This is a genomic window from Acinetobacter sp. TUM15071, from assembly GCF_008980925.1.
In the GTDB taxonomy this organism is placed as follows: Bacteria; Pseudomonadota; Gammaproteobacteria; order Pseudomonadales; family Moraxellaceae; genus Acinetobacter; species Acinetobacter dispersus.
The window spans coordinates 20658-34419 of sequence record NZ_BKGB01000007.1; the positions used below are offsets into that span (position 1 = coordinate 20658).

A 13762-nucleotide genomic window follows, 5' to 3' on the forward strand; every position below is an offset into this window, starting at 1 on the left:
AACAACGCGGGCTGTGTGACTGAATATTAAGAAAAGGGAGGAAATTTATGCTTTTACTTAGCTCAAGCGCTCAACATATTTATTGGTTAGGACGTTATTTATTCCGTATTGGTCATGTGGCAGGACATTTACCTTTTGATGATAATTATCAGGCATCAGAATTTGCACAGGCACTTTGTTTACATATTGATAATGCAGAAAACTTGAATCAATTTATGTTAGATCGTCAGCAGCCTTATTCTTTATTGAGTCAGCTTGAGATTGCGCGGGACAATATTCAGGAGTTGAGGGGATTATTAACCGCACAGGCGTATGCAGAACTTAATTATCTGATCAAAAATGTGGCAGCAGATGGGTTGGCTATTCAGGATGTAGTGCAAAGCTGTTGTGAGATTCTGAAAGCTGAGCAAGAAGATATTTTTCTATTTTTTCATATTGGGCAATGTATTGAGCAAATTGATACCTATTTCAGATTTCAACACAATACCCATGCTGTTTTTGATGCGATTGATCCAACCATTGAGCGGCTATATCATTTGGGATGGCAAGACTTACAACCGTGTTGGGAGACATTAAAAGAACAGCCATATTTAAATCAGTTTTATGCATTTACCTATAAATTGGAAAATCAATTTGAGGCATCCTCATGAAACTCATGGTGAATCACCAAACGCATTATCAATATACTGAGATTGCGCGGAACAGTGTCCAATCCATCAAAATGATGCCACAAAGTTCACGGCATCAGAGTGTAGAGAATTGGCATATCAGCGTGCCGGGACAGTATTCGTGTCAACGTGATGCGTTTAATAACCTATGGATTACTGCAACGCAACGCCATGATTATCGTTATTTGACCATCATGGCGCAGGGAGTGGTGGATTTGCATGCGACTGAGTTGGGTTATTTTGAGACAGATGTTTCAGCATTACTGTTTTTACAACGCACGGCAATGACCTGCTGTGACCTGACCATGACGGATTTTGCGCATTCGATTGTTACTGTAAAAGACCGCCACCATTTGATTGTTTTATCAGAAAAAATCTTACAACAAGTTCCATATCAACCTGAAAGCACCTCGGTTACGACCTCAGCTATTGATGCCTTTTATGCGGGTCAAGGAGTGTGCCAAGACCACGCACATATATTAATTGCCATGTGTCGTGCGTTACAATTACCTGCACGTTACGTTTCGGGCTATATCTACGATGAAAATCAACCACACCTCGCCAGTCATGCATGGGCAGAGGTTTTTGTGGATAATGAGTGGTATTGTTTTGATGTAAGTAACCAGATATTTACACCCCAAAACCATATATACGTTGCAGTTGGACGTGATTATTTAGATGTGGCGCCTGTTCGTGGTATTCGTGAGCAAGGCGGGGTAGAAAGTATGATGTCTGTGGTGCAGGTTTTGGCGTGTTGAAAGTAAAGAGAGAAAGATGACCTATTGTTGCGCATTAAGATTAGAGCAGGGTTTGGTATTGATTAGTGATACCCGAACCAATGCAGGGGTCGATCATATTTCTGTATTTCGTAAGTTGCATACCTTTGGTGTTGAAGGTGAACGTTTTATTGCTTTGCAAACAGCAGGTAATTTGGCGACGACACAAGCCGTGATCGGGCATTTGCAGAATGCTTTGGCTTTGCATCAAGAGCCGAATTTGTATAGTGCCAATACGATGTTTGAAGTGGCTGAATTGGTAGGAAAAACCTTACGCAAAGTGCTTGAGGATATTACCAGTGATACTCAAGAACAGATGAATTATTCGTGTAGCATCTTGGTCGGTGGGCAAATTCAAGGCGAGGAGATGCAGCTTTATAATGTTTACCCACAAGGGAACTTTATTTGTGCAACGACTGATACACCGTATTTCCAAATTGGTGAAAGCAAGTACGGAAAACCTATTTTAGATCGTGCTTTACACTACGATATGCCTTTGGATGATGCACTGCGCTGTTCACTCATTTCTTTTGATTCGACTTTGCGCTCGAATGTTTCAGTCGGCTTGCCTTTAGATGCACTGGTTTACCATAAAGATAGTTTTAAAATTCCAGAAGGTAAGCGGATTGGTGAGGATGATCCTTATTTTACTCAGATTAGTCGACAGTGGTCTGAGACCTTGCGCCGTGGTTTACAAGAGTTACCCAAGCCAACAGCGGACTATGGTTTATAGCGCCAGCAAGATTCCTAAAAAGCATATATAGATTCTTTTGAGGGAGAATCTTCCTAAGATGTTGTTATATTTTTGCTTAGAATACGATCTAGCGACAGTATGCTTGGCCGAGATGTAATCAGTATCGCCAGAATGAACATATACAATAGGTCGTGTACATAGAAGAACCAACTCAACCAGCTTATCGGATCTAAGCCGCTTGGAATCGTATGAATCCCAACCGTGTATAGTGCTGTCAGGCAAATCATAAACAAGAAAATACTACTGATCTGAGTCAATAACCCCAAAATCAGAAATAAACCTGCAAGCATTTCAGTCGCTGAAACAAAAGTACTCATGATTGCTGGAAATGGAATGCCTGCATCAATGATTGTTTCCAACATAATCAGTTTATTTTTTTCGATGAAAAGTTTGTTGAAGCCTGTAGTAAAGAAAAAAATGCCGATCGAAATTCGGATCAAAAAGAGCACGAATTGCTGGATCGGCATTTTATACAGCGGATTATCGTAAATCAGTTTTAACATGTTGGATGTAAATGGTTAAAACTGTATTAGAGATAAAACCCAAAAGTTGATCAAGTATGGTTTAGTTACCCAGTTGTCGCACAGGTCGTTGAGTGAGGCGGCAAAGTAACTCATAGCCAATGGTTCCATTGGCAGCAGCAACATCATCGACTAAGCGAGATTGACCCCAAAGCTCAACTTTTGTGCCGATTTCTGCTTTAACATTGCTGATATCAATGGCGATCATATCCATGCTGACACGGCCGACCACAGGAACAAGTTGTTGATCGATGGCAACAAAGTTTTGCTTCACATAAGCGCGTGGATAACCATCGCCATAGCCAATCGAAACAATGGCAATCTGTGACGTACATAACACTGAGTAGGTCGAGCCATAACCGACAAATTCACCTTGTTGAATCTGATTGAGGGCAATAATTTCGGCACTAAAAGTCATTACTGGCTTTAGATCGAGTTCATGTACATTGCGATCCGCGAAGGGTGACGCGCCGTACAGCATGATACCTGGACGAACAAAATCAAAATGTAGTTCAGGGTATTTATAAATCGCAGCAGAATTACAGCAAGATACCAAGATCGGTTCACAGGCTTGTTTCACCTGTAAGAATTGTTGTTTTTGTTGCTCATTTAAGGGATGGTCTACGTCAGCATTGGCAAAATGCATGGCAAGCACACAGGTAAAACCTTCTGCTTTTAAGCGTTGAATCACGTCAATGATTTCATCGATTTTAAAACCCAAGCGATTCATACCGCTATTTAGTTTGACCCAAACCTTTAAATCTAATGCGTTATAAGCAGCTTTATGCTGAATTAACCATTCAACTTGACGCTTGTGATGCACGATGCATTCAAGCTTCTGTTCGATGACCTGTTGCATCTCATCTTCAGCAAACACACCTTCAATCAATGTAATCGGCTGAGTGTATCCAAGTTGCCTGATCTCCAGTGCTTCTTCTAAACAGGCGACACCAAAAGCGTCCGTGGCCTCAAGGGCGGCTAAACAGTTTTTGACTCCATGTCCATAAGCATTGGCTTTGACCATACTGACGATTTTTGAATGTGGAGCAAGTTGTTTAACACGGTTTAAATTATATTGCAGTGCTTCACTGTCAATATAAACTGTTGCTTGGCGCACCCTGAGTTCTCCTTTGGGTCGACTTGGATTGTATATAAAATAGAAATAATTTGAATGTTATTCGTCATCTTCATACTGAGCATAGAACTCAGGCGAGAGATTACTAAAACGCGTATATTGACCTTCAAATGCGAGACGTACACTACCAATTGGACCGTTACGTTGCTTACCGATAATGATTTCAGCAGTACCAGCTTCTTTAGATTCTTTGTTATAGACTTCATCACGGTAAATAAACATGATCAAGTCGGCATCCTGCTCGATCGCACCCGATTCACGCAAGTCTGACATTACTGGGCGTTTGTTTGGTCGGTTCTCCAAACTACGGTTAAGCTGAGACAGTGCAATTACAGGACATTGCATTTCTTTGGCCAAAGCTTTTAAGCTTCGCGAAATTTCCGAGATCTCGCCGACACGGTTATCGCCCATGCCTGGAACTTTCATGAGCTGTAAGTAGTCGACCATGATGCAGCCGATTTTACCATCATGCATTTTAGCCACACGACGTGCGCGTGCACGAAGTTCGGTTGGTGGCAGGGCAGATGAGTCATCGATATAGAGATGCATTTCTTGTAGCTGAAGAATGGTCCCAGTGACTTTGGTCCATTCGTCTGCATCGAGATTACCTGAACGTAGATGGCCTTGATGGACTTTACCCATAGCAGAGATCAAACGCATGGCAATCGAGTCGGCTGGCATCTCCATAGAGAATACGAGAGCCGGTAAGCGGTTATATTGCAGTACACTTTCGACCAAGTTCATAGCGAACGTAGTTTTACCCATCGATGGACGTGCTGCAACAATAATCAAATCTCCGGCTTGCATCCCTGATGTTTTATTATCAAGCTCTAAGAAGCCTGTGGTTAAACCAGTAATGTTGCCATCTAATTTAGACAGCTCATCTAGCTTGGTAATCACATCTGCAGTCACTGAGCTGATTGATTTAGGACCCGAATCTTTTTTATTGTTATTGTGCTGTTCTGCTAAAGAGAAAATACTGGTTTCTGCTAAATCAAGAATTTCACTGACTGGACGACCTTTGGTGTCATAGGCATTTTGTAAAATATCACTGCTGATCTTGATCATGTTACGCAGAGTTGAGAACTCCTTGATTTTATTTGCATAAATTTCAAGGTTGTAGAAGCTCGATGGAGAGTCTGCCATCAATTGCATCAGATATTCTTCACCACCAATGGCATCTAACAGGTTTTGTTTGAGCAACCAGTCATTCACCAAAACGGCATCATACGGTGAGTTTTCCTGTGCCAGTTTTTCAATGGCACGATAAATATATTTGTGACGTGTCGCATAAAAATCATTTTCTTTAAGCAGGTCGCTGACTTGTTCAAATGATTCAGCAACCGTCATTAACGCTGCCAATACCGCTTGCTCAATTGCAAGATTATGAGGTGGAGTGCGAAATTCTTTTAGTTGACCTGAGTCACTCACTTTACTCTCTGTGTTTGGAGAATTTTTTGTAAAATTGGCATTCGCCTGTGACATAACAAGACCTAATAAAAAGATGAAACAAAACCGAATGACTATCTTAATCCAAATGGAGGTCGTCGGCACAATTTAATTCAGTGAAAATTGTGAAAGTGATGCAATAGCATAATAGATAGTCACTTCTACTATCACAGCTAGTGTTATGGTGCTTCTTATGTATTGATTGAGATAAAAAGACCTTGTTTTAAGGTTTTACAAACCAGTCCTGTACAAATTTTCCATTTTTTAAGCGATAAGCTGAAAGGCCGTAGCGAAGGTTATTCTTTTGGGCATCTTTAACAAAGCCATTGTCTTTTCCTAAAGAATAGAGGAAAGCATCAAGCAGGAGTAGGGTGGTATCGATAAACCACCAAAAGCCTAAACCGCCAAAAGTAATCAATTTTAAAATACCGCTGGTTTTTTTACCGAGATAGAAACGGTCTACGCCAAAGAATCCTAAAAACATGGCAAGCACCAAAGCGATGATACGATTTTTCTTTTGCATACGTGGTCCTATAGAGATGAAAATTATAAGATTTAAAACTTAATTAGATGTTTTTGTATTTTTTAGAGATAAAAAAAAGAGCATGTAAAACATGCTCTTTTTCTTTGCAGAAATTACTCAGATACGATAGTAACGAGAACTTCAGCAACAACATCATGATGCAATTGGATTGCGATGTTGAATTCACCAGTGTGACGAAGCGCACCGTTTGGTAAACGAACTTCTGCACGGTCTACAGTAAGACCAGCATGAGTTAAAGCGTCAGCGATGTCACGAGTACCGATTGAACCGAAAAGTTTACCTTCGTCACCAGCTTTCGCAGTGATTACGATGTTAACTTCGTTCAATTGTTCAGCACGTGCAGTTGCAGCAGCTAAGATGTCAGCTTCTTGTTTCTCAAGTTCAGCACGACGAGCTTCAAAAGCTGAAGTGTTAGCTTCAGTTGCAGCTACTGCTTTACCTTGAGGAATCAAAAAGTTACGACCGTAACCAGCTTTAACTGATACTTTATCGCCTAATTTACCAAGATTCTTAATGCGTTGTAATAAGATAACGTCCACAGCTCACCTCACTTACTTATGGTTGTCAGTGTACGGAATCAAAGACAAATAGCGAGCTTGTTTAATAGCTAACGCTAATTGACGTTGATAACGAGCTTTAGTACCTGTAATACGGCTAGGAACAATCTTGCCGTTTTCAGTGATGTACTGTTTTAAAGTGTCGATATCTTTGTAGTCGATGTACGCAACATTCTCAGCTGTAAAGCGGCAGAACTTGCGACGACGGTAAAAACGTGCCATTGAGGTTCTCCTTATTCAGCTTCTGGAACTGCTTGTTGTGCTTCTTCACGTTGAGCTTTACGCGCACGTTTTTCTTCAGCACTTTTAGCAAGCAAAGATTCTTCAGTAATTGCGTTTTCACGACGGATAATGATGTTACGAATAATTGCATCGTTATAACGGAACAATTCTTCTAACTCATCAAGAGTCGTTTGACCACATTCCACATTCATAAGAATGTAGTGTGCTTTGTGAATTTTGTTAATCGGGTAAGCCAATTGGCGGCGGCCCCAATCTTCTAAACGGTGAATTTGACCTTCAGCTTCTTTGATCTGAGAGATATAGCGTTCAACCATACCTACAACTTGATCGCTTTGGTCTGGATGTACCAATAGTACGATTTCGTAGTGACGCATTGTCAGCTCCTTACGGTTTAAGCAGCCCCTAATTAAAAAAATTAGAAGCAAGGAGTCATAACTAAAAAGTTATGTCGCAAATTGCGAAGCGGGGATTATATGCAAATTGACGCTATAAAGCAAATTTGCCATAGTCTTTGCGGTATATTTTTTAAATAAAAATAGGCAATAAAAATGAAACCACAATTTATAAAGACGGTGGCCTTAATTGAGTCGATTTTGCAGTCGAATACAGGAGGCATATTCAGATGCTTTTGAGCAATATCAAGGTGACATTTACCAAACCTTAATGATCGTCGATTGGGGTGAAGAGGATTTACCATTACTGTTTATTATCAGAATCAAACTTTGATTATTCCTTATCAAGGTGAGGGCGTAGATCGAGATACAACTTTAAAAGCACTCAATCAGATTTTGCAGCCTGATTATGAAATCCGTTTTTGTATGGCATCTGATGGTTTGGATACACTTGCGTTTTTACCTTTGCCAAGTTCATTGTGGCAACAGTTAGATCAGAAATATACCAATAGGATTTATCAATTGTTTAGGGCGTTTGAGCAAGACAGCACTTTCTTTGGTTAGGCGAAAGTCAGCAATGAATTTTCTTATTTTAAAGAAGCAAAAAATTGCTTTGAAGATCTATTTATGATGTTTCATTTAGGCAATAAAAAACGCAATGTTTTTATTGCACGAAATGATAAAAATTGGGAGAGCATAAAAAGATAGAGCATTCTCTATCTTTTTAAAAAATAGGAAAGAATGGTGCAGGGCTTTTAAAGGTGAAGCTAAAGCTTAAACTGATAACAGTAATGAGGATTACTGAGAAAAGGAAAAAGCGTTTGGCCCAAAGCTGATCATCTTCTGCCTTAAATCCTAAAATAGCAATGTAGAACCAGTAAACGCAAAGTATATTACAGATGACCAAGAACACGATATTGGTGTATCCATATACATATAATGCATTCATCGCTAGAGTAAATAAAACCACATAAATCAGTGATTCGATTTTTGTTCTAAGGATTGAACGGGCTACAGGTAAAATAGGAACGCCTGCATTTTTATAGTCGTCAAAACGATAAATTGCGATCGCCCATGAATGCGGCATTTGCCATAAAGCATATGCAACAAAGATCAATAGGGCCGCCATATCGAACTGATGACTTACAGCCACATAACCAATAACAGGTGGACTCGCTCCAGAAATACTACCGATCACGGTTTGATGAATTGTGGTGCGTTTGCTCCACAAACTATAAAAACCGACATAGACTACAAAACCAATGACAGCGAATAAAAAAGCATAAGCATTAACATAAAACCAGAGCATGCTAAAGCCAATCACACCTAAAACCAGCGCATAGCACATGGCAACAGTAGGGGAAATGGTTTTAGTCACAAGTGCACGGTTCATGGTGCGTTGCATTTTCTGATCGATGTCTTGATCAATTACGTTATTGACTACACAACCAGAAGCAACCACTAATGTTGTTCCGATAAGAGTAAGTAATAATAAGAGGCAGTCTATAGAGCCTTGGGCGGCTAAGAAGAAGCCGCCCAAGGTGGTAATAAAATTACCGAAGAGAATTCCTGGTTTAGTCAGGAATAAGTACTTTTTCCACATGACGATCAGTTTAGATCATCATGTTGTAGTGTAGGTAATTCATAATCCACACAGAGCCGACTAAAAGTACAGCGATACATAAGATTGTGTAGATAAATGCAATAAGGTTCCAACGTTGGTCAGATGATGTATTCATGTGCAAGAAATACACAAGTTGTACAAGTACCTGAGCAACAGCAGTAATTGCAATTACTGTAACTAAAATGCCACGACTAAAACCACCAGCCATCACCATCCCGAAAGGGATGATGGTAAGGATGACAGATAGGATAAATCCAATCGTGTATTGTTTAAAGTTACCGTGTGACGCACCTGCAGCATTATGGTCATGACTACTCATTAGAGAACTCCCAGTAAGTAAACGACGCTGAATACACAGATCCAAACGATGTCAAGGAAGTGCCAGAACAAGCTTAAGCAAGCAAGACGACGTGTATTCGGTAAAGTCAAACCATTCTTTTTAATTTGGTAGATTAATACCAGCATCCACACTAAACCAGAAGTTACGTGGATACCGTGTGTACCAACCAAAGTAAAGAATGCAGATAAGAATGCACTGTGAGTTGGACCATGGCCTTCGTGTACAAGGTGATGGAACTCATAGATTTCCATACCAATGAACGATGCACCAAAAAGGAATGTAACAAACAACCAAGTGATCACTTGATTTACATTCTTTTTATAAGATGCAAGTACAGCAAAACCAAATGTTACCGATGAAATCAATAAGGCAAATGTTTCAGTTAACACGAAGCCTAATGAATCATGGAACAGGTCATATGCACTTGGGGTTCCTGGCGGGATATGACTGCTTAATACAGCGAACGCAATGAAGAGTGATCCGAAAAGAATCAAGTCACTCATCAAGTATGTCCAGAAACCAAAGACCGTTAAGTCAGTATCATCATGTTCATGATGACCATCGTGGCCGTGGTTGTCGTGATGAAGTACTTCAGCCATTTCCTTAGTCCTTCTTCAAGTGTTTTTCAAGTAAAGCATAGCGTTCGTTTTCAATACGCTCAACTTCAGCAGCAGGAACGTAGTAATCAACATTCTTGGTGAATGAGCTTACGATCAAGCTAACAATAGCTGAAACGAATGAAACAACAGCGAGCCACCAAATATGCCAGATGAGTGCAAAGCCAAGAATTGTAATGAACATTGCAATGACAAAACCAGCAGCACGATCAGTCGGCATGTGGATGTCTTCATATTTAGTGTTACGTGCGTATGCTACACCATTTTCTTTGTCAGTCCAGAAACGGTCAACGCCGCTAGCATCTGGTTCATGCGCAAAGTTATAGAACGGAGCAGGAGATGACGTTGCCCATTCAAGGGTACGGCTATCCCATGGATCGCCTGTATGGTCCATGTTGTCCTTACGTTGTAAGAAACCAACGATGATTTGCATTAAGAAACATGCAATACCGATCGCGATAAGAACAGCACCAAACAATGCAATCGCTAAGTATGGATCCCACTCAGGGTTGTCATATGTATTCAAACGACGAGTCATACCCATGAAACCAAGGATATAAAGTGGCATGAATGCAAAATAGAAACCAATGAACCAGAACCAGAACGCAGCTTTACCCCATGCTTCGTTGAGCTTCCAACCAAACATTTTCGGCCAGTAGAAGATGATGCCGGCAAACATACCAAACACCACACCACCGATAATTACGTTATGGAAGTGAGCGATCAAGAATAATGAGTTGTGTACAAGGAAGTCCGCAGGTGGAACAGCCATAAGTACACCAGTTAAACCACCGATACCGAATGTTACAAGGAAGCCAAGCGTCCATAACATAGGAGTTGTATAGGTGATGCGACCTTTATACATTGTGAATAACCAAGAGAAGATTTTCACACCTGTAGGAATCGCAATAACCATGGTCATGATACCGAAGAACGCGTTAACGTTCGCACCAGCGCCCATGGTGAAGAAGTGGTGAAGCCATACAACGAACGCAAGCACAGTAATCGCAATCGTCGCATACACCATAGACTTATAACCGAACAACGCTTTACGAGAGAAGGTTGCAACGATTTCTGAGTATAAACCAAATGCTGGTAATACTAAGATATATACTTCAGGGTGACCCCATGTCCAGATCAAGTTCACATAAAGCATTGGGCTACCGCCAAGCTCATTTGTGAAGAAATGGAAGCCGAAGTAACGGTCTAAAGTAAGCATTGCAAGCGTACCTGTTAATACAGGGAATGATGCAATGATTAATACAGCCGTACAAAGTGAAGTCCACGTGAAAATAGGCATATCCATTAATTTCATGCCAGGTGCACGCATTTTGATGATGGTAACAAAGAAGTTAACACCAGATAAAAGCGTACCTAGACCAGAAACCTGAAGTGCCCAGATATAGTAGTCAACACCCACACCAGGAGAATATTGAATGCCAGATAGAGGAGGGTAAGCCATCCAACCAGTCGCAGCAAATTCACCTAATACAAGCGAAAGCATCATTAAACCAGCAGCACCAGCGAATAACCAGAAGCTTAAAGAGTTTAATAATGGGAAAGCAACGTCACGAGCACCGATCTGTAAAGGTACAGAGATGTTCATCATACCTACAACGAGACCCATTGCTACGAAGAAGATCATGATGACACCGTGTGCGGTGAAGATCTGGTCGTAGTGGTCAGGATGTAAGTAACCTTCGCCGCCGCCTTTCGCGAGGAAAAGTTGTAGACGCATCATGATCGCATCGGCGAAGCCACGCAACAGCATGACAACAGATACGATGATATACATGATACCAATCTTTTTATGGTCTACAGTGATAAACCATTCGTTCCACAAATATCCCCATTTCTTGAAATAGGTGATACCGCCTAATACAGCAATTGCACCAAGTGCCATAAAGACCATGGTGACAAGTACAAGGGGTTCAGTTGGGATAGAATCCCACCCTAATTTACCAAAAATCATATCCATGTCTTATTCCCCTTGAGCAGCGTGTTCTGCTGCAGCATGAGTTTCTGCTGTTGCATGTCCAGCAGAATGGTCAGCACCGTGATAGTTACTCATGTAGTGGTTGATGATTGTTTCAAACAATTTTGGCTCAACTGATGAGTAATAAGTCACTGGGTGTGGCTTAGTCGGGAACGGTTTCATCGCTTCAGCTTTAGCAAGCGCTTCTTCATCACCAGCAGCTTTAGCACGATTCACTAAATGCTCGATCTGGTGTTTAGAACGATCACCATCTTTAAGTGTTGCTAACTCAGCTTGGTCAAGTGTGCCTTTTTGAATTGCTTCAGGGTTGATACTTGTACCATTGCCAGCTTTTACTGCTTCTACCCATTGTGCAAATTCTGGCTCAGTCACGCTATGTGCTTTAAAGCGCATTTGTGAGAAACCGTAACCTGAATAGTTTGCTGAGAAACCACGGAAAACACCTGGTTCATCTGCTAATAGGTGAAGGTGAGTCTGCATACCAGCCATTGCATAGATCTGGCCGCCTAACTGTGGAATGAAGAATGAGTTCATTGTGAAGTTAGAAGTGATCTTAAAGCTTATTGGTGTTTGTTCTGGGAAGCGTACTTCGTTTACCGTTGCAATGTTTTGCTCAGGATAGATAAAAATCCATTTGAACTGTTCAGCGACAGCTTGAATAGTCAATGGTGCTTTATCTGATTCTAACGGACGGTAAGGGTCGTACTTGTGGGAACCCCACCAAGTTAACCAAGCTAAAATACCAATAATAATGACAGGTACACCCCATACAACGATCTCAATTGTCGTTGAGTGTGCCCAAGTAGGTTTATAGTCTGCATCTTTATTCGATGCGCGATATTTCCAACCAAACCATAATGCCATAACGATTGATGGAATCACCACCAACAGCATTAAATAGATCGCAGTCATCATCAGGTTGCTTTGACCTTGACCAACTGGACCTTTATTGTTTAGAAGTACCATATCACCGCCACACCCAGTCAAGAGCGCAGCCATCGTTGATAAAGACAATACAGCTAAAATCGTTTGTCTCATTTTACAACCTCGGTGAAGAGTCCCATTCCCTAATTAAAATTATGGGATAGCGATTAAAGTGTCGCGTGATTGATAAGGATTGGTTAAAAAATGCTTAGCAATCACGCGACACCGCAACGTTGTTGGGCATTATGCCTTATATTGAAAAACTAAGCTACTCATAAAGTCGTGTGAAATACTTGTTTTAAAACCCGATTTATTTTGTAGGGATTGTTATTTGCATCTGTGTTTTTTATATAGATATCAGCTTAATACATAAAAAAAGAGGAATAAATCCTCTTTTGTTTATCGATTTGTGATTACTGCTTAATGACCTTGGTTTTTGCCAATTTATCGTGCAAAGTTTGTCTCTTTTTCCCAAAAGCAAATAGAGATTCTAAAACAGAAATCAATGGGACAGTGATTAGATTCAAAATAATGAAAACAATACTTCTCAACCAAAAGCCACGAATTGTGCTGACGGGTGCTGAGGTTTCAGCATCAACAATTTTGATTTTGGTTAATTTCTTGCCAATACTCTGACCTGATTTTCCAATCAAAAAAGCTTGTATCATGAGCATGATAATAATATAGGCACACATTGCTATCCACGCTTGGGATGGAACAATTGCAAATATTTCTGTCTGAACTTTTTGAGCCAAAGCGATGTCTGATGAACGATCTGCCATGAGTTGTAACAGTTGTTCGTTGAGTTGGGTAAACTTTTGTGCTTCTTCAGCGGTGAAAAAACTTGTGAGTATAAATGTGGCAGGGAGCCACAAAAATATATCAATCACTTTTGCAAGAAAACGTGAAGGTATAGAAGCCAAGTCTGATACTTTTTGCTCAACTTTGATTGTGTAAGTTGGTTCGTTCGTTTCAGTTTTAATTTGAGAACTAAAAGGAGAGTAACCTACAGGTTCGTAGACAAGTTTACCTTGTGTCAATTCGCCAAGTGTTTTCCATTCGGCCATACCTTCGTGCCAAGCCAAATCTGTCAATAAAACTTGTTGACTGGCTAGCATTTGGTTCACTTGTTCTAAACTATAAGGTCCTGCTTGTTGATTATTACGAGCCAAGTAAATTTGCATAATTTTAAAATCTCAATTACAGAAGATGAAAAAAGACC

At 40.6% G+C, this 13762-nt stretch carries 17 protein-coding genes; 4 read left to right on the plus strand and 13 right to left on the minus strand.

Annotation, left to right across the window (positions count from 1 at the left end; genetic code table 11):
• Positions 1-47: 47 nt before the first annotated feature.
• From GBI66_RS08220 to GBI66_RS08230, 3 genes are read left to right on the plus strand one after another with little or no spacing between them, the layout of a single operon-like run.
• Positions 48-650 (plus strand): alpha-E domain-containing protein, encoded by a 603-nt coding sequence (locus tag GBI66_RS08220; protein ID WP_151715749.1) that lies wholly within the window; start codon positions 48-50, stop codon positions 648-650.
• Positions 647-1426, plus strand: a complete 780-nt coding sequence (locus GBI66_RS08225) for a transglutaminase family protein (protein WP_005204722.1) — start codon at positions 647-649, stop codon at positions 1424-1426. The genes GBI66_RS08220 and GBI66_RS08225 overlap by 4 nt, the downstream gene beginning before the upstream one ends.
• A 16-nt stretch (positions 1427-1442) precedes the next feature.
• On the plus strand, positions 1443-2177 hold the full coding sequence (locus GBI66_RS08230) for a proteasome-type protease (RefSeq protein WP_005189775.1): 735 nt from the start codon (positions 1443-1445) through the stop codon (positions 2175-2177).
• Between the two features lie 53 nt (positions 2178-2230).
• Here GBI66_RS08230 and GBI66_RS08235 read toward each other — a convergent pair whose 3' ends face one another.
• From GBI66_RS08235 to rpsF, 7 genes are all read right to left on the minus strand, one after another.
• Positions 2231-2701, minus strand: coding sequence for a DoxX family protein (locus GBI66_RS08235; RefSeq protein WP_151715750.1), 471 nt, complete (start codon positions 2699-2701; stop codon positions 2231-2233).
• A gap of 61 nt (positions 2702-2762) precedes the next feature.
• Positions 2763-3836, minus strand: a complete 1074-nt coding sequence (gene alr, locus GBI66_RS08240) for an alanine racemase (protein ID WP_151715751.1) — start codon at positions 3834-3836, stop codon at positions 2763-2765.
• A 57-nt stretch (positions 3837-3893) separates the two neighbouring features.
• A complete protein-coding gene (gene dnaB / locus GBI66_RS08245; protein ID WP_004806002.1) occupies positions 3894-5339 on the minus strand; it encodes a replicative DNA helicase in 1446 nt (481 codons plus the stop codon).
• Positions 5340-5526: 187 nt separating this feature from the next.
• Entirely contained in the window at positions 5527-5826 is a 300-nt protein-coding gene (locus tag GBI66_RS08250; protein WP_005189766.1) for a TM2 domain-containing protein, read from the minus strand.
• A 113-nt stretch (positions 5827-5939) separates the two neighbouring features.
• On the minus strand, positions 5940-6386 hold the full coding sequence (rplI, locus tag GBI66_RS08255; protein ID WP_005152015.1) for a 50S ribosomal protein L9: 447 nt from the start codon (positions 6384-6386) through the stop codon (positions 5940-5942).
• A 12-nt stretch (positions 6387-6398) separates the two neighbouring features.
• Positions 6399-6626 (minus strand): 30S ribosomal protein S18, encoded by a 228-nt coding sequence (gene rpsR / locus GBI66_RS08260; protein WP_000090661.1) that lies wholly within the window; start codon positions 6624-6626, stop codon positions 6399-6401.
• 11 nt (positions 6627-6637) lie between these two features.
• Positions 6638-7021, minus strand: coding sequence for a 30S ribosomal protein S6 (gene rpsF, locus GBI66_RS08265; RefSeq protein ID WP_004806006.1), 384 nt, complete (start codon positions 7019-7021; stop codon positions 6638-6640).
• Positions 7022-7369: 348 nt separating this feature from the next.
• On the opposite strand from rpsF, the gene GBI66_RS19735 reads away from it, so the two are divergent.
• Positions 7370-7603 carry a hypothetical protein gene (locus GBI66_RS19735; RefSeq protein WP_228267289.1) on the plus strand — a complete coding sequence of 78 codons (234 nt, stop codon included), beginning with the start codon at positions 7370-7372 and terminating at the stop codon, positions 7601-7603.
• Positions 7604-7763: 160 nt separating this feature from the next.
• On the opposite strand, the gene cyoE is transcribed toward GBI66_RS19735, so the two are convergent.
• From cyoE to GBI66_RS08300, 6 genes are all read right to left on the minus strand, one after another.
• Positions 7764-8642: a heme o synthase gene (gene cyoE / locus GBI66_RS08275; RefSeq protein ID WP_151715752.1), complete on the minus strand. Its 879-nt coding sequence runs from the start codon at positions 8640-8642 to the stop codon at positions 7764-7766.
• Positions 8643-8652: 10 nt separating this feature from the next.
• Positions 8653-8982, minus strand: coding sequence for a cytochrome o ubiquinol oxidase subunit IV (locus tag GBI66_RS08280; RefSeq protein ID WP_004806013.1), 330 nt, complete (start codon positions 8980-8982; stop codon positions 8653-8655).
• On the minus strand, positions 8982-9602 hold the full coding sequence (gene cyoC / locus GBI66_RS08285) for a cytochrome o ubiquinol oxidase subunit III (RefSeq protein WP_004806016.1): 621 nt from the start codon (positions 9600-9602) through the stop codon (positions 8982-8984). The genes GBI66_RS08280 and cyoC overlap by 1 nt, the downstream gene beginning before the upstream one ends.
• Before the next feature lie 4 nt (positions 9603-9606).
• Positions 9607-11598: a cytochrome o ubiquinol oxidase subunit I gene (gene cyoB / locus GBI66_RS08290; protein WP_004806017.1), complete on the minus strand. Its 1992-nt coding sequence runs from the start codon at positions 11596-11598 to the stop codon at positions 9607-9609.
• 3 nt (positions 11599-11601) lie between these two features.
• Positions 11602-12654 carry a ubiquinol oxidase subunit II gene (gene cyoA / locus GBI66_RS08295; protein ID WP_005189756.1) on the minus strand — a complete coding sequence of 351 codons (1053 nt, stop codon included), beginning with the start codon at positions 12652-12654 and terminating at the stop codon, positions 11602-11604.
• Positions 12655-12953: 299 nt separating this feature from the next.
• Positions 12954-13724, minus strand: coding sequence for an RDD family protein (locus GBI66_RS08300; RefSeq protein WP_005189753.1), 771 nt, complete (start codon positions 13722-13724; stop codon positions 12954-12956).
• Between the last annotated feature and the right edge of the window lie 38 nt (positions 13725-13762).